This is a genomic window from Bifidobacterium asteroides (genome assembly GCF_030758775.1).
GTDB lineage: Bacteria > Actinomycetota > Actinomycetes > Actinomycetales > Bifidobacteriaceae > Bombiscardovia > Bombiscardovia kimbladii.
Window position 1 is genome coordinate 1,512,105 of record NZ_CP132384.1, and the last position, 19,353, is coordinate 1,531,457.

The following is a 19,353-nucleotide window of genomic DNA, read 5'->3' on the forward strand; positions in this document are numbered from 1 at the left end:
TTCCTTTCCTGTCGGGCGCCGGGTATGAAAGGCAGCCGCGATGAAGTCATGTACATCCTATGGTAGGCCGACCCGCCTATCAGATCCGGAAGTGCCCTTGGCCACATCCACCCCTCTTCTGGCCGAGAACTCGGAGATGACCCCCATGAACTGTGGTCCATACTGCTCCAGCTTGTGCTGTCCCACCCCATTGACGGCCAGGAAGGTTGCATCATCAGCCGGACGAAGACGGCACATATCGCGTAGTGCCTTGTCAGAAAAGACAATGTAGGGAGGCTTGCCGATCTTGCGGGCTATGCTGGTCCGCACGTCGCGTAGCTTCTGGAAAAGTTCCTCATCTTCTGGGCTGGCATCGCTTGCACCGGCCTGGTCGAGACCATCATCGTCGACGGTTGAAGAGGATCTGCCGCCGAAGACCTTGCCCGAGGCACGTGGGCGTTCCGTCCGCTTGATTTCGTAGTGAAAGTCCGGACTGACCGTCTGCGCGGCCTTGGGCCCGAAATGGACCATGGGCAACCGCCCTTCGGTGATATACAGATACCCGTCCGAGGCCATCTGGTTGAGCACGTCACGGATTCGCGCCTCTGGAACCTGATCCAGAGCGCCATAGCTAGGGCACCGATCCAACCCTCGCCGAAGAAGATCCTGCGAGCGCGAACCTCGGAGAATTTGCGCGATCTTGCCGGAGCCGAATCCCTGGTTCACATCATGCACGCACCTGCTGATGGCACGGGCCACATCGCTGACGTCGATGGTCGTGAAGGTGCTCAGACAGTTGGAACAGTTCTGGCAGCCGCCGCTGCCCGTGTCAGGATGCCCGACTGGGACGGATTTGCCCTTATCGGCCTCGGCAGGCGAAAGACCTGCGGCCGCCTGGTCCACCTCCTCGCCGAAATACCGCAGCATGTACTGGTGAAGGCAGCCGGTGGTTCGACAGTAACCGATCATGACGTTAAGCAGACGCCGGTGTTCGGCCCTGACTGCTTCAGCCTGCTCACCGGTCATTCTGTCGTTGCCGTTGTCCATGTCCAAGAGGCGCCTGCGGGTGACGATGTCGCTCTCGTTCCACAGCAGGGAGCAACGGGCTGGCTCGCCGTCACGTCCCGCTCTGCCGGCCTCCTGGTAGTAAGCTTCGATGCTCTCAGGCATGTTGTGATGGATGACATAGCGCACGTTGGACTTGTCAATGCCCATGCCGAAGGCGTTGGTGGCCACGACCACCTGCACCTTGTCGTTGACGAAGTCCCGTTGCGCCTGCTCCCTGTCCTGGGCATCCATGCCAGCGTGGTAGCTGACAGCGCTGACACCGGCCTTGGCCAGATCATCGGCCAGGGCTTCGGTCTCCTTGCGGGTGGCGCAGTAGACGATGCCTGAGTCGTTTCCATGCTTCAGGGCGTACTGGACCACCCAGCGATTCTTGTATTTGCTCTCCAGCTTGATCACGTCGAAGAAGAGGTTGGGCCTGTCGAATCCCGTCACCGCCACGTAGGGGTCGTCCAAGCCCAGCATGTATACGATGTCGCGCCGAACCTTCTCGGTCGCCGTAGCAGTGAAGGCTGCCACCGTGGGCCGGTGAGGCAGGGATCTGATGAAGTCGCCAATGCCCAAGTAGGCAGGGCGGAAGTCCTGACCCCACTGGGATACACAGTGGGCCTCATCCACCGCCAGCAGGGAGATCCTCGTATGCTGGGCGAATTCCCTGAATCTAGGGGCATCCAGCCGCTCTGGGGCCACATAGAGGATCTTGCTGTGCCCTTGTGCAGCCTGAGCCAGGGCCAGGGACTGTTCATCCATATCCTGGGTGGAATTAACGAATGAAGCTTGAATGCCGGCATCCTCCAGCCCATCCACCTGGTCCTTCATCAGGGAGACCAAGGGAGAGATGACGATGGTCAGACCGTTCAGAAGGGTGGCAGGAATCTGATAGCAGATGGACTTGCCGGCCCCGGTCGGCATAACACCCAGGCAGTCCTGCCCGTTCAGGATGGCCTTGACCAGATCCTCCTGACCCGGGCGAAAGGACTCATACCCGAAATACCGCTTCAGCGCCTGCCCTGCATCCTGGATGTCCACCATGATTCCCCAGTCTATTGCCCCGACAGGAGTCAAGCAGTGGGCGAACGACCATGTGGTCAATCGTCGCTGGAATTCTTAGCTATCCTGCCACTAACCCAGAATGCTGAGCCCCTGGATAGCTGGTAGCTGCCGACGGCTGGTGAGCCAGTAGCTGAACAGGATGCATATGGCGGAGAAGACTAATGTGAAGACCACTTGGGGCCAGAGTAAATACACGGTGACGTATCCCCATAAATCAACATTCATGAAGGGGCTTAAGGTCTTGTACATCCAATGGCCGCGCATAAGGTTGATCATCTGAACCGCCGTTTGCTGCCACCCCCAGAAATTCCAGCCGGAAATCGAATGCCAGAAACCAACACAGATCAACAGCCCTACCAGCAGCAGACATCCGCCTTTTCGATCAAGACGGGCGGCGAGGTCACCCAGCACCTGGCCAAGCAGAACGAAGGCTACCTGCATCATAAAGACATGCAGCGCCAGAGCCAGCCAACGGGACGGCTGCTGAGCATACGACTGGTTAAAACATGACACACTCCAGGGATCAAGAGTTAGCCTCCAAGGCGAACAGCCCTGCACGAGAAACCTTTGGTAGCTTTCCGTAAAGGGCATCCATCCGATTTGGCCTAGGCTGCTGATAATCGCGACCACGATCATGAAAGTGCTTGTCGCCAGGGCCATGGCCACATTGGAGATGATCTGGGTCCATGCGATTGTAGAACGAGTCACAGCGTTGGAGATCAGGGGCCGGAAAGTCGTCAGTGAGCAGACGAAGGCGGTGGCCATGAGCACCATCTCGGTGAACAGACCGGTGAATCCGGAGCTCAAGGGGATGAACCCCATAACTCCCAGAGTGAGGACGAGAGCCCAAATCACAAAGACGGTCAGCCTCGGCATCGCTTGTACGCGCAGGGTCATCCGGGTCTGCACCGAAGGCGACAGGAAACTCCTGATTCTGGCCCACCTTTCAGCCGGTCCAGCACCCAGGTCGGGGCTTTCTGGCCCCAGCTTGGTCTTCGTCCGCACTGCCCCCGCAACTTGCGTGTTATTCATTGTGCCGCTCCTTCCGTTATCTGGACGAAGTAGGTCTGCAGATCCATTGGGGCGACAATAAGCCCCTTGGGCTGCTCGTCGGGCACTGGCCCCTCGAAGCTGACGCGCAGCAGGTCGCCGATGCGCTGCCTGCTCAGCAGCTGTGGGACGCCCTGGGCAAGGTAGCCCTCCACGTCACGCGGACGGCCAGTGACAGTGGTCCCCAGGGCTGACAGATCATCCACGCTGAAAGATCGCAGGACCCGCCCCTGGTCGATGATCGTGGCGCGGGAGATGAGCTGGCTGACCTCGTTGATGATATGGGTGGCGATGATCATGGTCGGTCCGCGGTGCTGATAGGCCTCCAGAACGAAGGAGTAGATCCTCTCCCTGGCCGCCGCATCCATTCCTGTCGTCGGTTCATCCAGAATGAGGTATTCCACAGGCAGGCAGAGTCCGATGACGTCCTTGACCACCTGACGCTGCCCCATGGAGAGGGAAGCAAAAGTGTCAGTCAGCCTCAATGCGAAGCTCTTAAGAATACGCTCAGCCAAGTGCCAGTCGAAATCACCGTAAAACCCCTCGGCCATGGCGAATGCCTGTCTAATGTGTCGTCGGGATGGATAGGGCCAGGTTTCGTTGACCAAGGCCACGCGGCGAGCGATTCTTGAGTCGCTGACCAGATCGCTTCCATCCAAGTGGACCAGCCCCTGGTCAGGAAGTGTCCTGCCCGTCATCAGATTGCACAGGGTGGACTTGCCGGCCCCGTTCCGCCCGAAGAGTCCGTATATATTACCGGGCTCAAAGCAGAGTGAGATCTCATCCAGGGCCTTCAGCTTTCCGTACGATTTGTCCACCTTGGAAACTGTCAGACTCATTGGTAGACCCTTTCTATGATGGCGTCCAGGTCCTCACGGGATACGTCCAGAGCCTTGGCTTCTTCGACCAGATTCTGGAACCTTCCGTTCAGGAGTTCCCTCCTGCGACGCTCACGAACGCTCCGGCCCGCACCGACAGTGACAAACATGCCCAGCCCCCGCCGTTTCTCCAGAAGGCCCTGGTCGACCAGCAGGTTCATCCCCTTGAGGACTGTGGCCGGGTTGATCTGGTAGGCAGTCGAGATTTCCGTGGTGCTGGGAATCCTTTCACCATCGGCGACCAGACCCTCGGCTATGGCTTCGGTCAACCGGTCTGCCACCTTCACGAAAACGGGCCGACCATCCGGTATTTCGATCGCCATCGTTTGACCGCCTTGTCTGCCTTGATTCGGGGCGTCGAATTAGGATCTGCATTACTGTTTATTACTTAGTTACTTGAGTAATTAACCAACAGTCTACGATTTGCTCTACCAACCGTCAAATCAGATGCAGTCGTAATCCGACCGTTTGCTCGCGCATATGCTCCCGCCGCCCTCCTTCATCCCGGCTAGGACGGGCATGTCCTTATGTAATTCCGCTTGCCTGAATGCCGGAAGAATCCGGTACCTACAGGGTCGCAGCTGCCAGTAACTGCCGGGTATAGGACTGCTTGGGATGATTGAGAATGGCTTTCACCGACCCCTCTTCCACCACCTTGCCTCGGACGAGCACCATGACCCTGTCCGCGATGTGCTGGACCACGCCCAGATCATGGGAGATGATGATCATGGACATGCCATTTGACGGATCGGCCTGCTGCCTGGACTGGGCCATGATGGATTGAAGGGTATGGAGAATCCCGACGCGCGCCGAGACGTCGATGGCGCTCATGGGCTCATCGGCCAAGAGTATCCGGGGCTTGACGATCAGGGCCCGGGCTATGGCCGCCCGCTGGGCCTGGCCTCCAGACAGATCGGAGGGATAAGCCGTCATGATCGCGCCGGGGTCAAGCTCAACCTCTGACAAGACCTTGGCCACCCGATCAGCAAGGTCTGTCCCATCTTGACGACGATGCCATAGGTGCCCACTCCCCCTGCGCCTGGCAGCCAGAAGAGGTTCGGCGACTGACCGGCCGATGGTCCACCGCGGGTCGAGGGAGGTGAAGGGGTTTTGAAAGACCAGAGCAGAGTCTTGGGCAAGCGCCTTGGCGGCCGGGGAACCGTGGAGAACCGGTCTGCCCTCATATGCCACCTGCCCGGCATCAGGCCTCAACTGACCAAGGAGCATACGGGAAAGCGTGGTCTTCCCTGAACCGGACTCCCCTATGATCGCCAAGCACTCCCCCGGCAGGAGGGAAACATCGATGCCGTCGACTGCAGCTTCTCGAGCCGTTCCACTGCCGGTGGAGGCATAGACCTTGGTCAGGCCCTCCCCGATCAGGATCGGATTGGCATGTGCACCGTCAGTCAGCCTCATGCTTGCCTCCATCTGTGCTCAGCGTCAACTCTCTGGCCGCTCGCACCAGGGTCCTGCCCTGCGGACTGGATGGACTACGCAGAATGCTCTGCGTCTGTCCGCTTTCCACCACTCGCCCTGCATCGAGGATGTAGCAGTAATCGGCAACCCGGGCCAGGACTGAGAAATCATGGGTGATGAACAGCAGGGAGGCCCCGCTCTGGTCGACCAAGGAGACCAACAGGTCCACAATCTGCCGCTGGGTGATGGCATCCAGGGCCGTGGTCGGCTCGTCTGCCAGAATCAGTCTGGGCTTGGTGACCAGGGCCGTGGCTATGGCCGCCCGCTGCTGTTGGCCCCCGGACAGCTCATGCGGATATGAGCCAGCCAGATCCGCATCCAACCCGACCTGGGCCAATATCTCCATGACCCGTCTGCGCCGTTCCTGAGCGCTCAAGCGGTAGTGGCGGCGAAGAGGAAGCTCAACCTGGCTGTAGACCTTCTTTACTGGGTTCAGGGCTGTGGAAGGATTCTGAAAGATCATGCCCATCCGGGAACCGCGCAGATCCGCCAGGGACCGGTCGTCCGAACCGAGAATCTGGAGCCCGTCCACCAGAATGGATCCCGACAGGGAGGCCGTCAGCGGTGCTGTGCCCAAAACGCTGCGGGCGATCATCGACTTTCCGGAGCCTGAGGAGCCGATCAGGCCGACCCGTTGGCCGTCTGCCACCTTGAGGTCTACTTGATCAAGAATGGTGCGGCCATTGATGGACAGACTCAGGCCGTCAATATTCAGCGACATGATTGGTCTCCCTCACCTGTATGGATCGCATTCTCGACATGATGACCAGAGTCATCTGATTGCCCGGATTGAAGAGTGGACCGTCCGGCGGCAGCCACGGCGGCCCTGAGCCTGGGGTTGGTAACCGGATCGATGGCATCACGCAGGGCGTCGCCGAACAGGTTCAGCGCCACCACCACCATGGTGACCGCCAGGCCAGGCCAGAGCACAGTAAGTGGAAAGACATTGATGAACTTGACCGAGGTGGTCAGCGAATGACCCCAGGAGGGCAGGCCGGAGGGAACGCCCACCCCCAGGTAGGTCAACCCTGCCTCAGCCAGAACCGAGGTCCCCGCCGACATGGAAAGCTGTACGCACAGGACCGGAATGACATTAGGCACCAGATGGGTCAAGAAGATTCTGAAGGATCCGACTCCGCTGTGTCGGGCGGATTGCACATAGTCCGACTCTGCTGCCAGAAGCGCCTGGGGCCGTACGATCCGGGCCAGGTTGAGTCCGTAGCCGAACCCGCAGGCCACGACGACCACGGCGATGCTGGGTCCCAGGGGAACAGCCAGGATCAGAGCCAGCAAAACTGTGGGCAAAGAAATCAGGGCATCGACTAGGACCACGACCGTCTGTGATACTCCTGAACGGCGCGAGACCATGGCCATAACCAGAAGAAGCCCCAGAACGCCTGATAGGAGGACAGCCAGAAGGCTGATGGCCAGGTTGGTGGCCGATCCCGCCATCAGCCAGGAGAGAATGTCTGCTCCGGTACCGTCCGTTCCCAGAAGATGGGCGCGGCTGGGGGCCTGCCAGATCCGGTACCCGTCGGTAGTCCAAATAGGAACCGGGGTCCAGAACCTGGAGATCAGGGAGACCAGGATCCATATGGCCAGAACAGTCATCGAGTATCGCCCCGAGGCCGTGCGCCACATGCTGGACAACACCACCCGCATCCGTCCGAAGAATCCCAGTTGGCCTGGGAATGTGGCCCTCAATCCCAGATGGGGCCTGTCTGCGTGTCCCCAACTCATCAGGCAGCCACCTCCTGTCTGGCCGCACCTCGAAAACGCGGATCGATCAGCCTATGAATAACGTCCACCAGCAGTCCCAGGAAGAGGAAGAAGGCCGCCAGCAGAAGCAGCTCGGACTGAACGGCCGGAAGATCCCGGTTGCCCACATCGGTGATCAGCATGGAGCCCAGCCCCGGCAGGGCGAACAGGTTCTCGCTGACCATGACCCCGGTGATCATCTCGGCCATGGTCAACCCGATCACCGAAACCAGCTGGGGGGAAGCCAGCCGCAGACCGATGCGCAGGGCGGCCTGGGTTCTGGTCATCCCGCAGGCCATGCCCATGTCCACATACCCCGAAGAGAGCATGTCGCCCAGCAGGGAGCGGGTGTACCGCATGATGCCGGCGCCCACGATGATGCCGGTGGACAGAGCAGGCAGAATCAAAGCCGACAAGGCTTGACCCGGCTGAGCCCAGCCGAAAGCAGGAAAGCCCTGAGAGGGCAGCAGGCCAATCAGGCCGCTGCCTTTGGCGAAGAGCATGATCAGCAGCAGTCCTGACCAGAGGGCGGGTACGGATCCGCCCACGATGGCGGCCATGTGGCTGAAGGACTGCATCCGTGGCGAGCGCGCCAGAGCGGCCGCGCAGCCCAGAGGAATGCCCAGCAGCAGGGCCACACCCAGCCCCAGAAGAATCAGCGGGAAGGTGATCTGGGCCCGGACACCAACCTGGGAGGCGATGGGACGGTTGGTCAGAATGGACCTGCCCAGGTCCCCTTGCAGAAAGCCGCTGATCCAGTCCAGATACTGCCTTGGGTAGGAGCGGTCCAGGCCCATCTGCCGACGCAGCCGGTCAACACGGGCAGGCGGAGCATCCAGCCCGGCCATGACGGCGGCCACGTCACCGGGCAGGATGCGCAGAGCCAGGAAGATCAGCAGGGAGATGCCCATCAGCGCCAAGATGAAGAGCACTAGGCGCCGCACTAGGAATTTGGCCATGGTTATCCCCGCCTGTAGGTCACGTCGGACAAGGGCATGAGGGACTGATTCAGATCGACCGGGAAGCCCTCCAACCCCGTCCGCCAGGCCGTGGTCACCCGGTAGTTGAAGAGCCAATCCGCCGCCGCATCGTTGCTGACAATCCGGGCGGCCTGGGCCAGGAGCCTGTCGGAGTCATCGGCGGAGGTCGTGGCCATGGCCTGCCTATAGAGCTCCTGGACCTGACGATTGTCATAGTTGTAGTAGTAGCCGGGGTTGGCCCACTGATGGAAGTCGTGGCTCTCGCCATGATCCACCAGAGACAGGTCATAGTCCTTGTTGGCATGGACGTCCTGGAGCCAAACCGAGAACTCCACCACCCGCACATCCAGGTCGATGCCCACCTGACGCAGCTGCGAGCGCAGCTGATCGCCCAACTCGCTGCCATAGGTGTTGGCGTAGGTCAGCCGCAGCTTGAGCCGGTGACCGGGACCGTACCCGGCCTGGGCCAGAAGCCGCCGCGCCTGCTCAGGATCGTGGGGGTAGAGCCCGGTCAGATCCTGATAGCCGGGATCCAGGGAGGGTATGGGGCCGCCCAGGGCCCTGTCCGATCCGCCCCGGGAGGCGATCAGCTGCCGATGGTCGATGGCATGGCGGATGGCCTGCCGCACCAGCGGGTCGGATGTGGCGGCACCCTTGCCGTTCATGGCCAGAACGTACTTGTCGGTGTCGTCGCCCGCCTTGACCTGGAAGTCGCGGCTGTTGCGGAAGGGGCTGGCCAGGTTCTCGGTGACCGGAGCCAGCACCTGCACATCCCCGCTGCGCAGGGCGTTGACGGCAGCGTTGTCGTCGTTGAGGTAACGGATGACGATGGTTGGCGTCTTAGGCTTGTCGCTGCCCCAGTAGTGCGGATCGGCCTTGAGGGTGACCGAGTCGTTTGGCCGGAAGCTTTCCAGCAGGTACGGGCCGGATCCCACGGCCTGGGTCTTCATGTCGTAATGAGCACGACGGTCAAAGACCAGGCCAGCCCGGCCGCTCAACTGCCAGAGCAGGTCCTGGTAGGGTCTGGACAGCGTCAGGCGCACCGTCAGAGGATCTGTGGCCTCAACGCCCTGGAAGCCCTCCAGCATCTCGCTGCCCTGGTAGTGGCCTGCCATGAGCCCGCGAATGGAGTCGACCACGTCCTGGGCCCGAAGAGCATGACCGTTGGAGAAGCGGATGCCCTCATGCAGGTGGAAGGTGTAGACCAGGCCGTCCTCGGAGACATTCCAGCTCCTGGCCAGCCCTGGGCGCACCTGGTTCCGGGAATCACGCGACACCAGGCCCTGATAGACATTGCCGATCAGGAGCTGATCCAGCGCCGTACCCGACTGGTTGCGGATGTCCAGATTGGTGGGAGCCAGCTTGAGCCCCACCGTGACCGTGTCCGCAACGGTTCCTCCCTCGGCCTGGCCAATAGGTCCACGATGCCCGGTCCACAGGGAGAGTGCCAAGGCCAGGGCCAGCAGGAGACTGAGCAGCTTCCAGGGCAGGGTGTTGCCACCCGACCTCATGGGTCTGATCCTGGCGTTGAGTTCAGGGTCAGTGCTGGGGCCTGGCTCCTGGGCCGCCTCTGTATCTGCTGCGGTCACGCTGCCATGGGCATGCGTGCCGTGTCGATCTGCGTTCATTGACGAATCCTTATGCTGTGGTTGACCGCCATTTTGGTCGATCACCGCCCACCAGCATACTCCCCGAAGCCATCACCCAGGCTTATGCGCTTAGGATGGATTCGGAAAGCGCCACGCGCCCGGACGACGGCAGGGAGGAAGAGACATGCTGCTGGCCATCGACATCGGCAACACCAACATCGAGGTCGGATTCATGGAGGGCGACCAGGTCGCCGCCTCCTACAGGCTGACCACAAGGATCGACCACACGGCCGATGAGTTCGGACTTCTGCTGGGGCAGCTCATGGCCCTGGCCGGCTACAAGACTGCGGATGTGCAGGATGCCATCATCTCGTCGGTGGCTCCCGCGGTCATGCACGCCGTCAGGTCCTGCCTGATCCGCTTCTTTTCCATCGACCCCATGGTGGTGGGCCCCGGCGTGAAGACAGGCATGAACATCCGTCTGGATGATCCGCGCTCCCTGGGCGCTGACTGCCTGGCCGACTGCGTGGGCGCCTTCCACCGCTACGGAGGGCCAGTCTTGGTCATCGACTTCGGCACGGCCACCACCTTCAACTATGTGGATGACAGGGGCGCCATCCGCTCCGGCCTGATCGTGCCGGGCATCCGCTCTGGGGCCCAGGCCCTTGCCGGTCAGACCGCCCAGCTCCCCCAGGTGGAGATCACCCGCCCTCAGACCATCATGGCCACGGGTACCAGGACGGCCATGCAGGCCGGACTCTATTACAACTTCCTTGGCGGCCTGGAGCGGATCATCCGCCAGTACCGCAGCGAGATAGGCCGTGACTTCCACGTGGTGGCCACGGGAGGCATGGGCCGTACCTTCTCAGAAGACACCGATCTGATCGAGGTCTACGATCCCGAGTTGATCTTCGCCGGCATGTACAGGATTCACCAGCTCAATGCCGATGGCCGACCACACGCTGCACCAGCGCGCCATTGACCTGCAGACTGGCCTGCTTGCCATCCCCGTCAATGCCGGCCAGTGAACCCACCAGGGCTTGGCCCTCCAGCTGAACCTGCACCGGATGCCTGGTCCTGTTGAACAGAAAGACGAATCGCGTCCGGTCATCCTTGCTGACTCGCTCAACTCTCAACAGATCGGGGTCTCCCTGGGCCGACCGCATATCAGCGACATCCAGGGCCTCCAGCAGGGCAGGAAGAACCTTGGCCAGATCCTGGGCATCCAGACGGCAACCCAGGTAGACGGCCTTGCCATGACCCCAATCATGGACGGTCATGGCCGGCATGCCATCCATCCCTGTCCAGGGATCCGCCCGGTAGTTAGCCAGGACCTTGGTGCCCTTGTCCAGGTGGCCGATGACATCAGCCCAGTCGTGCGCCGTGACCCCGTTGGCCAGGTCCAGGTGGTCCAGCAGGCCAGGTGTGCCGGGAGCCATGGGTGCGAACTCCTCGACCGACAGACCCAGCAGGTCCCGAAGCGGCCCTGGATAGCCACCGGTCCAGACGCGGTCCTGCTCGTCGGCGATGCCGCTGCCCCAGGTGACGATCAGCCGCCCTCCACTGTGTACATACTTGTGCAGCCGCTTGGAGAGGTCAGCGTCGATCAGGTAGAGGGCTGGCAGGACTACCAGCGGATACTCCTCCCATCCGGCCCTGACCGGCAGGACATCGGGCCGGATGGCGTTGTCCAGAAAGGCCCGGTACCAGACCGGCGGCTCCTGGCCATGCTCGACCCGGTCGCTGGGCGATGCTGCCTGGGAGCTGGCCCACTGGCTTGCGTAGTCGAAGACCAGGGCCACCGGGGCCTTGGCCAGCGTACTGCCGGCCAAACCAGCCTGCGAGAGTCCCTGCAGGTCCCCTCCAAGCTGGCAGACGTCACGGAAGACTGCCGTGTCCTCGCCGGCATGAGGCAACATGGCCGAGTGGAACTTTTCCGCGCCAGCCCGGGACTGCCTCCACTGGAAGTAGCAGATGGCATCAGCACCAAGCGCCAGATGAGCCAGGGAGTCGCGCTCCAGCTGTCCGGGCTCCTTGCGGGGGTTGACCGGCCGCCAGTTGACCGCTGAGGTGGACTGCTCCATAAGCCACCAGGGACGCCGGCGGGCGATGGCATCCACCAGGCTGGAGGAATAGGCCAGCTCCTCCAGATGATCCCTGCCAGGCGTCACATAGTGGTCGTTGGCCACAAAGTCCACCTGGTCGCCCCAGTCGTCATAGTCCAGGGCGAATCCGCCGGCGCTGACCATGAAGTTGGTGGTCAGGGGGATGTCCGGGGTGATCTCAGCCAGGGTGTCCCGCTCGGCCATGTAGAAATCCTTGAGGGCGTCAGAGCTGAACCGCTCAAAGTCCAGCATGCGGCCCGGATTCTGGAAATTCCCTTGGCCGATGAAACGCGGTGGCAGAATCTGCGAGAAGTCGCTCAGCCTCTGTGACCAGAAATCCGTGCCCCAGGCGCGGTTGACGGCCTCGATGTCCTTGTAGCGGCGGCGGCACCAACGTTGGAAGGCCCGCATGGCATCGTCGGAATAGTCGAAGCGATTGTGGCAGCCATACTCATTGCCCACATGCCAGGCCACCAGATAGGGGTTGTCCCGGTAGTGCTCGGCCATGGCCCGGCAGAGTTTCAAAGCGTAGGAGCGGAAGACCGGCGAGGTGGGCCGCCAGTGCTGCCGGGCCCCGGGCCAGACCGTGTCGCCTCGCTCGTCCCTGAGCAGAACCTCAGGATGGGCCTGGGTGAGCCAGAGCGGCGGCGAGGCCGTGGCCGAGGCCAGGTTGACCCCGATGCCCGCCCGGCCCAGCTTGTCGATGATCCGGTCCAGCCAGTCGAAATCGAATACACCCTGGCTGGGCTCTATGCGCGACCAGGAGAAGACCGCCAAGGCCACCACGTTGACCCCTGCCTTGGTCATCAGCCTGATGTCCTCATCCCATGTATCCTCGGGCCATTGGTCGGGGTTGTAGTCGCATCCGTACCAGAGGGACTGCTGACCCTTGAGATGCTTGGGCCATCGATAGGCCCGCCGTGTCGGTTTGCTCATGGGTAGAACCTCCTGGTCCGTCTCAAACCTCGGACGGGGATACCTGCCGCGTCCACGTCGTCCCGCGGCTCCGGAACCCCCTGACCATTATGTCCCACCAGGCTGACTGTTTAGGCCTCGCCTTGAGGCTCCAAGGGAACGGAAGAGGTGAAAGTTCAATCAACCCCGGTGAAGGGGTCCGTGAATTCCAAGCGACGGGCCACCAATTGCAGTGGTCTGGAGAAGTCGTCATAGGCCCGGGACTGGATTCGGGGGTAGAGATCATCACCCACTATGGGCAGCCCCAGAGCGTTCATGTGCACACGAAGCTGGTGGGTCTTGCCGGTCTTCGGGTAAAGGGTGTAGGTGGCCAGGCATCCCTGGCCCGCCGTCAAATCGATCCGAGTAACCGCATTGACAGGCCCTCGCTCCTCCCAGGCCTGGAGAACCCCACGGCGCTTGATCATCCTGGAACGGCGCTCCAGCGGGAAGACCCGGGGCGGATCCAGATGTCGCACAGTGCCGGTCCGCGGACGCACTATGGGTCGCACCGGCGCCAGGCACTGGTAGACCTTGCGCACGCGATGCTCCTGGAAGAGCATCTGATAGGCCCGCCTGGCAGCCGGATCCCGAACCAGGACCAGCACGCCCGCAGTAGCCCTATCAAGCCGGTGAGCAGGGATGATGTCGGGCTCCCCGTAGAGTCGGCGCATTCGGATCAGCACAGTACTGGCGTACCACATCCCTCGAGGCATAGTGGCCAGAAAATGGGGCTTATCGACCACGATGATGCGTTGATCCTCGTAGAGGATTCTGGGTTCGAAGGGGATCCGCGGCTCCTCCAGGACCATCCGGTGCCCCCGCTGCCCGGACCCGACAGCCATGGGATCCTATTCCACCGTGACCGACTTGGCCAGATTGCGGGGCTTGTCCACATCCAGACCCTTGAGCCGGGCCATGTCCAAGGCGAACAGCTGCAGGGGGACCACGTCCACCAGAGGGCTTAGCAGGGTTGGGCAGGGCGGCCTCCAAAAGACCACGTCAGCATAGCGGTCGGCGTCCGGGTCGCCCTCCTCGGCCACGACAATGGTGAAGGCGCCACGGGCCTTGACCTCCTCGATGGCCGAGATGACCTTATCGTGCAGCACATTGCGGCCCCGTGCGCTGGGTACGATGACCACCACAGGCTCCCCCGGCTCCACCAGGGCGATAGGCCCGTGCTTGAGCTCGCCAGCGGCAAACCCCTCGGTGAAGATGTAAGCGATCTCCTTGAGCTTGAGCGCCCCCTCCAGGGCCACCGGATAGCCCACATGCCGACCCAGGAAGAGGAAAGAGCGGGCCTTGGACATGCGCTGAGCCGTCTGGCTGATGACCTCGGCCTGTCCGTCCAGCACCTGCTGGATCTTGGCCGGCATGGCCTTGAGGCTGTCGATGGTCTGGTGGATCTCGTCTCGATACATGGTCCCCTTGACCTGGGCCAGGTACAGCCCCAGCAGGTAGGCCGCCACGATCTGGGCCAGGAAGGCCTTGGTGGAGGCCACAGCCACTTCGGGGCCGGCGTGGGTGTAGAGCACGGCGTCGGACTCCCTGGGGATGGTGGACCCCTGGGTGTTGCAGATGGCCAGAACCCGTGAACCCTGCTCGCGTGCGTGGCGAAGCGCCATCAGCGTATCCATGGTCTCTCCTGACTGGGATATGGCCACGACCAGGGTGCGCGGGGTCAGAATGGGATCACGGTAGCGGAACTCATGGGCCAGCTCGACCTCCACCGGGATGCGGACCCAGTGCTCGATGGCGTACTTGGCCACCAGCCCTGCGTAGGAGGCCGTTCCGCAGGCCACAACGATGATCTTGTCGATCTGGCGGAAGACCTCCTCATCGATATGAACCTCGTCCAGATCCAGGTCGCCCGACTCGTCGTATCGGCCCAACAGGGTGTTGGAGACGGCAGCCGGGTCCTCGTGGATCTCCTTGTCCATGAAGGAGTCCCATCCGCCCTTTTCGGCGGCCGAGGCATCCCAGTCGACGGTATAACGGCGGGGATGCTCTACCGGGTGCCCTTGGAAGTCCGTAACCTTGACCTGGTCCGCGCTGATGCAGACGGCCTGGTCCTGCCCCAGTTCCATGGCCTGGCGGGTATAGGCTACGAAGGCAGCCACATCGGAGCCCAGGTAGTTCTCCCCGTCTCCCAGACCGACCACCAGCGGCGAATCGTGTCGGACGCCCACCACCAGATCAGGCTGACGTGAGTCCACAGCCAGGATGGTGAAAGCTCCTTTGAGCATGCGGGCCAACCGCCTGATGGCCTCGAAGATGTCGGGCTGGCCGGTGGCATCGACGATCTCCTGGGCAATCTTGCCCAGAAGCTTGGCCGCCACTTCGGTGTCCGTGGAGGACACGAAGGTGTATCCCTCGGTCTCCAGGTCCAGCCGCAGCCTTGAGGCGTTCTCGATGATCCCGTTGTGGATCAGCGCGACCTTGCCGTCGCGGCTGGTGTGGGGATGAGCGTTGACATCAGTGGGTTCGCCATTGGTGGCCCAGCGGGTGTGCCCGATGCCCACGGTGGCTTCGGGCATGGGCTTGGTCTTCAGATCGGCAACCAGATTGCCCAGGCGTCCCGCCTTCTTGCGTACGGCCACCTGCGTCATTCCCGGGGCAGCCAGGGCCACTCCGGCCGAGTCATACCCTCGGTACTCCAAACGCTCCAGACCCTTGAGGCAGACCTCCAAAGGCCTGCCGCAGGCCGTCCGTACTGATCCCGCATAACCGACGATTCCGCACATGGACCCCAGTCTAGCCATGGGAGTTCCGCCGTCGCCTGTCCGGAAGGCTTCTTGCCGGAATTTCTACAACCTGGACAGGGCCTGAGCCTGCTGAGGCTAGAGTACGGTATGCAAGAATTCAGCGAACCTCTCGGAGTGCGGATGGTCGATGATGTCAGGGCATCCCTGCTCAACCACGACTCCCTGATCCATGAAGACGATCTGCTCGGCCACCTCGCGGGCGAAGCCCATCTCATGGGTGACCACCACCATGGTCATGCCCTGTTGGGCAACCTGCCTCATGACCCCCAAAACCTCTCCCACCAGCTCAGGATCCAGGGCTGAGGTGGGCTCGTCGAAGAGCATGATGTCGGGGTGCATGGCCAGGGCTCGCGCGATAGCCACACGTTGCTGCTGACCGCCGGAGAGCTGGGCAGGATAATAGTCCATCCTGTCCTCCAGCCCTACACGTTCCAGCTGGGCCTGAGCCTCCTGGCGGGCATCGGCCTTGGGAACCCGGCCCACATGGACCGGCGCTTCCATGACGTTCTCCAAGGCAGTCATGTGGGGAAAGAGGTTGAAACGCTGGAAGACCATGCCGATCTTGGATCGCTGCCTGGCAATAGCCTTGTCATCCAGGGTCTGCAGCACAGAACCTTTGCCGGTATTGATTTTCCTGTATCCGGTCAGCTCGCCGTCCACATAGATTTCGCCGGCTGTGCGGGTCTCCAGCTGGTTGATCAGCCGCAGCAGGGTCGACTTGCCTGAGCCGGAAGGCCCCAGGACGGCCGTTACCGTACCGGGCATGACTTCCAGGTTGATCCCCCGCAGTACATGCTGGTCGCCGAATACCTTGTGCACATTCCTGATGACGATAGCCGGATTCTTATTGACTTGCCCTTTTTTCCTGGTCTGCCTGTCCTCGTCCATGATTTTCCTCCTGCGCTCAGGCGTTCAGCCCGGCCATCATGACCTTGTTGACCTTGTCAGTTTCCTGACGGGTCTGCGGGTCCTCGCCATCCTTGCCGTCCTTGGCCCCTGATCCGGCCAGGGGCCGCGAGTCGAAGCCCTTGCCGTAGTGCTTCTCCAGCTGGGCCTGGATGACCATCAGAACGGAGGTGATGACCAGGTACCAGATGCAGGCCACGATCAGCAGCGGGATGGTCTTGTAGATGCGGTTGGCGATGGCGTTGGTGGCGAACTGGAGCTCCAGGGTGAAGGGCACGGCAAGGGCCAGGGATGTGGTCTTCAACATGCCGATGGTTTCATTGCCGGTAGGCGGCACGATGATGCGCATGGCCTGAGGCAGGACGATCCGTCGCATGATCATGGAGGGCGGCATGCCCAGAGCCTTGGCGGCCTCCTCCTGGCCGGGGTCCACAGCCTCGATGCCGGCGCGGACGATTTCGGAAAGGTAGGCAGCCTCGTTCAGTCCAAGCCCCAGAACCGTCGCCACGGTGGCGTTGAGCACGGTCTTGGTGTCGATGCTCCAGAACTCCGGCCCGAAGGGGATGCCTATGGCCAGCTTGGGAATCAGCACGGAGAGCAGGCCCCAGAAAACCAGCTGGGTATATACAGGAGTGCCGCGGAAGAACCAGATGAAGAACCAGCTGACCCAACGCAGGACCGGATTGGACGACTTGCGCATGACCGCCAGGATGATGGCCAGGATTGTGGCCAGAACCATGGCGTAGACGGTCAGCAGAAGGGTCCACTTGATGCCGTCCAGGACATGCTCGTTGAAGAGATACTTCCAGACCGTGGGCCAATCAAAGTTGGGATTGGTCACCATGCCATGGATCAGCATGGCCACGAAAACGGCCACGATGACGGCGGCCACGATCGGCCCCGGCTTGCGCACCGGCCTGGCCTCTATTCTGCCGGGGATCTGAATCTGGTCCGTCCCCTTCTTGGTATGCATCTCCTGCTTCCTTCCGCACCGCTGAACGTATTCAGGCCCAGCCTATCCAGCCGGGCCAACCGCTAGGCGCAGTCCGGTTGTTGAGCCGGCCCGCGCCTAGAGGCCTGTCTCAGTCAGAGACCGCAGGGTTGATCTCCGCCTTTTCGACTGCCCCGCTCTGGACACCCCAGTTCTTGAGGATCTTGGCATAGGTGCCGTCGTCGATCAGCTTCTGGAGCGCCGCCTGGGTGGCCTCAGCCATGCCGCTGCCCTTCTTCAGAGCGGCGCCTTGCAGGACGATGTCGGTATCCTTGCCCAGCTTCTCCAGCTGGCCGTCGGTCTGCTTGATGGCATATCCGGTCACCTGGGAGTCGGCGTAGAAGACGTCGATCTTGCCGTTGACCACCGCTGTGGCGGCATCGGTCTGCTGCTTGTAGGACTGCACATCCACCGGCTTCTTGCCCTTGGCCTTGCACTCGGCCGAAATCTTGTCGGTCGCCTGCTGCTCTTCGATGGTGCCCGTCTGCACGCCGACCTTGACGCCGCAGATGTCGTCAGGATTGATCTTGTTGGGGTTGCCTTTTTTGACTGCAAAGGCCGTGCCTGCCTTGAAGGTGGTGACGAAGTCAACCGACTGCATCCGCTCCTTGGTGATGGTGAAGCTGGAGATGCCCGCGTCGTATTTGCTGCCGATGGCCGGGATGATGGTATCGAAGGAAGCGCTGACCATCTCCCCCTTGAGCCCCATCACCCTGGCAATGGCGTTGGACAGGTCGACGTCATAGCCGATCGGTGTCTTTCCGTCCTCATTCATGAATTCACCCGGAGCATACGAGGTCTCCATGCCCACAGTCAGCTTGCCGTCCTTGGAAACCGACTCGGGCACCTTGGCCGCTATGGCCGGATCCTTTTTGATGCCACTGACGTCAAAAGCCGCCGGATGGGAACTTGTTGTGGCCTTACCCGACGCACTGTTGTTGTCCGCCTCGTCGGTGGTTCCGCAGGCCCCGATGGAGGCCAGCAGGGTGACACTCAGAGCCGCCGCCAGCACCGCCTTGATCTTGCCCATGTCTCTTCTCCTCTTCCGGACCGCCCGAGGCGACCCTCCGTATCCCTTGATCGACATGCACTATTATGCACACATTTGTATTTTTATGCATCCAGCTGATTGTTGATCTTCGATTGCAGTTTGTTCTGCAGGGCAGATTTTGGCTCCAGCTCAAGCTTCAGAAGCTTATAGAACACTGCCAATCGTCTTAGCTCCGGGCGTGTCGATCTGCATAGTGCAAGGAAATATCAGGAGGCAGCCGGCCTATCCGAGAATCAGAAAGTGCATCAGCAGGTGTCTCAGCCCCGACGGTTCCGGTAGCGCATGGCCCTTTGGGCCTCGCGGCGGTCCTGCTCCTCCCGCAGGGACTGACGCTTGTCATACTCGCGCTTGCCTCTTGCCACGGCGATCTCCACCTTGACTCTGCCATCCTTGAAATACAGGCTCAGGGGGACAATGGTGTAGCCCTTGGCCTGAATCTGCCGCTCCAGGCGAATGATCTGCCTGGCATGCAGAAGCAGCTTGCGCTTGCGCTTGGGGGCATGGTTGTTCCAGGTGCCGTTGAGATATTCAGGGATATTCGCGTTCTCCAGCCAGACCTCGTGGCGACGGTCGATGCTGACAAACGACTCGGCCAGGGAGGCCCGCCCTTCGCGCAAGGACTTGACCTCAGTCCCGGTCAGGGCGATGCCTGCCTCATACCGATCCTCGATCTGGTAGTCATGCCGGGCCCTGCGATTCTGGGCAATCATCGACGTGCCGGTCTCCTTAGCCATGATGTCCTCCTCCGGACCA

17 protein-coding genes are annotated in these 19,353 nt (G+C 61.6%); 1 reads left to right on the top strand and 16 read right to left on the bottom strand.

Going from position 1 to position 19,353, the window contains the following annotated elements:
• Positions 1-57 precede the first annotated feature (57 nt).
• From RAM15_RS06080 to RAM15_RS06120, 9 genes are all read right to left on the bottom strand, one after another.
• Positions 58-2,076 carry a RecQ family ATP-dependent DNA helicase gene (locus RAM15_RS06080; protein WP_306221199.1) on the bottom strand — a complete coding sequence of 673 codons (2,019 nt, stop codon included), beginning with the start codon at positions 2,074-2,076 and terminating at the stop codon, positions 58-60.
• 90 nt (positions 2,077-2,166) lie between these two features.
• Complete coding sequence (locus tag RAM15_RS06085; protein ID WP_306221200.1) at positions 2,167-3,129, bottom strand: hypothetical protein; 963 nt, start codon at positions 3,127-3,129, stop codon at positions 2,167-2,169.
• Positions 3,126-3,986: an ATP-binding cassette domain-containing protein gene (locus RAM15_RS06090; protein ID WP_306221201.1), complete on the bottom strand. Its 861-nt coding sequence runs from the start codon at positions 3,984-3,986 to the stop codon at positions 3,126-3,128. The genes RAM15_RS06085 and RAM15_RS06090 overlap by 4 nt, the downstream gene beginning before the upstream one ends.
• Positions 3,983-4,348 carry a GntR family transcriptional regulator gene (locus RAM15_RS06095; protein ID WP_306221202.1) on the bottom strand — a complete coding sequence of 122 codons (366 nt, stop codon included), beginning with the start codon at positions 4,346-4,348 and terminating at the stop codon, positions 3,983-3,985. Before RAM15_RS06095 ends, RAM15_RS06090 begins: the two co-directional genes overlap by 4 nt.
• A 244-nt stretch (positions 4,349-4,592) precedes the next feature.
• Positions 4,593-5,441: an ABC transporter ATP-binding protein gene (locus tag RAM15_RS06100; protein ID WP_306221203.1), complete on the bottom strand. Its 849-nt coding sequence runs from the start codon at positions 5,439-5,441 to the stop codon at positions 4,593-4,595.
• Positions 5,428-6,222 carry an ABC transporter ATP-binding protein gene (locus RAM15_RS06105; protein WP_306221204.1) on the bottom strand — a complete coding sequence of 265 codons (795 nt, stop codon included), beginning with the start codon at positions 6,220-6,222 and terminating at the stop codon, positions 5,428-5,430. Before RAM15_RS06105 ends, RAM15_RS06100 begins: the two co-directional genes overlap by 14 nt.
• Positions 6,213-7,163 carry an ABC transporter permease gene (locus RAM15_RS06110; protein WP_306222259.1) on the bottom strand — a complete coding sequence of 317 codons (951 nt, stop codon included), beginning with the start codon at positions 7,161-7,163 and terminating at the stop codon, positions 6,213-6,215. Before RAM15_RS06110 ends, RAM15_RS06105 begins: the two co-directional genes overlap by 10 nt.
• A 77-nt stretch (positions 7,164-7,240) precedes the next feature.
• The gene (locus RAM15_RS06115; protein ID WP_306221205.1) at positions 7,241-8,218 is read right to left on the bottom strand and encodes an ABC transporter permease; all 978 of its coding nucleotides are present in this window, start codon (positions 8,216-8,218) and stop codon (positions 7,241-7,243) included.
• 2 nt (positions 8,219-8,220) lie between these two features.
• Positions 8,221-9,867 (bottom strand): ABC transporter substrate-binding protein, encoded by a 1,647-nt coding sequence (locus RAM15_RS06120; RefSeq protein ID WP_306221206.1) that lies wholly within the window; start codon positions 9,865-9,867, stop codon positions 8,221-8,223.
• A 145-nt stretch (positions 9,868-10,012) separates the two neighbouring features.
• Between RAM15_RS06120 and RAM15_RS06125 the strand changes: the two genes are divergently transcribed.
• Positions 10,013-10,810 carry a type III pantothenate kinase gene (locus RAM15_RS06125; RefSeq protein ID WP_045924713.1) on the top strand — a complete coding sequence of 266 codons (798 nt, stop codon included), beginning with the start codon at positions 10,013-10,015 and terminating at the stop codon, positions 10,808-10,810.
• Here the strand turns inward: RAM15_RS06125 and RAM15_RS06130 are convergent.
• The 7 genes from RAM15_RS06130 to smpB form a co-directional block, all read right to left on the bottom strand.
• A complete protein-coding gene (locus RAM15_RS06130) occupies positions 10,767-12,869 on the bottom strand; it encodes a beta-galactosidase (protein ID WP_306221207.1) in 2,103 nt (700 codons plus the stop codon). The two genes, RAM15_RS06125 and RAM15_RS06130, sit on opposite strands and share 44 nt — an antisense overlap.
• Positions 12,870-13,024: 155 nt before the next feature.
• A complete protein-coding gene (locus tag RAM15_RS06135; protein WP_306221208.1) occupies positions 13,025-13,732 on the bottom strand; it encodes a pseudouridine synthase in 708 nt (235 codons plus the stop codon).
• 6 nt (positions 13,733-13,738) lie between these two features.
• Entirely contained in the window at positions 13,739-15,631 is a 1,893-nt protein-coding gene (glmS, locus tag RAM15_RS06140) for a glutamine--fructose-6-phosphate transaminase (isomerizing) (RefSeq protein ID WP_306222260.1), read from the bottom strand.
• Between the two features lie 96 nt (positions 15,632-15,727).
• Complete coding sequence (locus RAM15_RS06145) at positions 15,728-16,540, bottom strand: amino acid ABC transporter ATP-binding protein (protein WP_306221209.1); 813 nt, start codon at positions 16,538-16,540, stop codon at positions 15,728-15,730.
• Positions 16,541-16,556: 16 nt separating this feature from the next.
• A complete protein-coding gene (locus RAM15_RS06150; RefSeq protein ID WP_045924718.1) occupies positions 16,557-17,531 on the bottom strand; it encodes an amino acid ABC transporter permease in 975 nt (324 codons plus the stop codon).
• A gap of 109 nt (positions 17,532-17,640) precedes the next feature.
• Positions 17,641-18,579, bottom strand: a complete 939-nt coding sequence (locus RAM15_RS06155; protein ID WP_306221210.1) for an ABC transporter substrate-binding protein — start codon at positions 18,577-18,579, stop codon at positions 17,641-17,643.
• 278 nt (positions 18,580-18,857) lie between these two features.
• Positions 18,858-19,334 (bottom strand): SsrA-binding protein SmpB, encoded by a 477-nt coding sequence (gene smpB, locus RAM15_RS06160; RefSeq protein ID WP_045924720.1) that lies wholly within the window; start codon positions 19,332-19,334, stop codon positions 18,858-18,860.
• Between the last annotated feature and the right edge of the window lie 19 nt (positions 19,335-19,353).

Excerpts from the sequence above, each read along its gene's own strand:
- RAM15_RS06080 (WP_306221199.1), bottom strand. The coding sequence starts at position 2,076 with ATGGTGGACATCCAGGATGCAGGGCAGGCGCTGAAGCGGTATTTCGGG.
- RAM15_RS06085 (WP_306221200.1), bottom strand. The coding sequence starts at position 3,129 with ATGAATAACACGCAAGTTGCGGGGGCAGTGCGGACGAAGACCAAGCTG.
- RAM15_RS06090 (WP_306221201.1), bottom strand. The coding sequence starts at position 3,986 with ATGAGTCTGACAGTTTCCAAGGTGGACAAATCGTACGGAAAGCTGAAG.
- RAM15_RS06095 (WP_306221202.1), bottom strand. The coding sequence starts at position 4,348 with ATGGCGATCGAAATACCGGATGGTCGGCCCGTTTTCGTGAAGGTGGCA.
- RAM15_RS06100 (WP_306221203.1), bottom strand. The coding sequence starts at position 5,441 with ATGAGGCTGACTGACGGTGCACATGCCAATCCGATCCTGATCGGGGAG.
- RAM15_RS06105 (WP_306221204.1), bottom strand. The coding sequence starts at position 6,222 with ATGTCGCTGAATATTGACGGCCTGAGTCTGTCCATCAATGGCCGCACC.
- RAM15_RS06110 (WP_306222259.1), bottom strand. The coding sequence starts at position 7,163 with ATGCGGGTGGTGTTGTCCAGCATGTGGCGCACGGCCTCGGGGCGATAC.
- RAM15_RS06115 (WP_306221205.1), bottom strand. The coding sequence starts at position 8,218 with ATGGCCAAATTCCTAGTGCGGCGCCTAGTGCTCTTCATCTTGGCGCTG.
- RAM15_RS06120 (WP_306221206.1), bottom strand. The coding sequence starts at position 9,867 with ATGAACGCAGATCGACACGGCACGCATGCCCATGGCAGCGTGACCGCA.
- RAM15_RS06125 (WP_045924713.1), top strand. The coding sequence starts at position 10,013 with ATGCTGCTGGCCATCGACATCGGCAACACCAACATCGAGGTCGGATTC.
- RAM15_RS06130 (WP_306221207.1), bottom strand. The coding sequence starts at position 12,869 with ATGAGCAAACCGACACGGCGGGCCTATCGATGGCCCAAGCATCTCAAG.
- RAM15_RS06135 (WP_306221208.1), bottom strand. The coding sequence starts at position 13,732 with ATGGCTGTCGGGTCCGGGCAGCGGGGGCACCGGATGGTCCTGGAGGAG.
- glmS (WP_306222260.1), bottom strand. The coding sequence starts at position 15,631 with ATGTGCGGAATCGTCGGTTATGCGGGATCAGTACGGACGGCCTGCGGC.
- RAM15_RS06145 (WP_306221209.1), bottom strand. The coding sequence starts at position 16,540 with ATGGACGAGGACAGGCAGACCAGGAAAAAAGGGCAAGTCAATAAGAAT.
- RAM15_RS06150 (WP_045924718.1), bottom strand. The coding sequence starts at position 17,531 with ATGCATACCAAGAAGGGGACGGACCAGATTCAGATCCCCGGCAGAATA.
- RAM15_RS06155 (WP_306221210.1), bottom strand. The coding sequence starts at position 18,579 with ATGGGCAAGATCAAGGCGGTGCTGGCGGCGGCTCTGAGTGTCACCCTG.
- smpB (WP_045924720.1), bottom strand. The coding sequence starts at position 19,334 with ATGGCTAAGGAGACCGGCACGTCGATGATTGCCCAGAATCGCAGGGCC.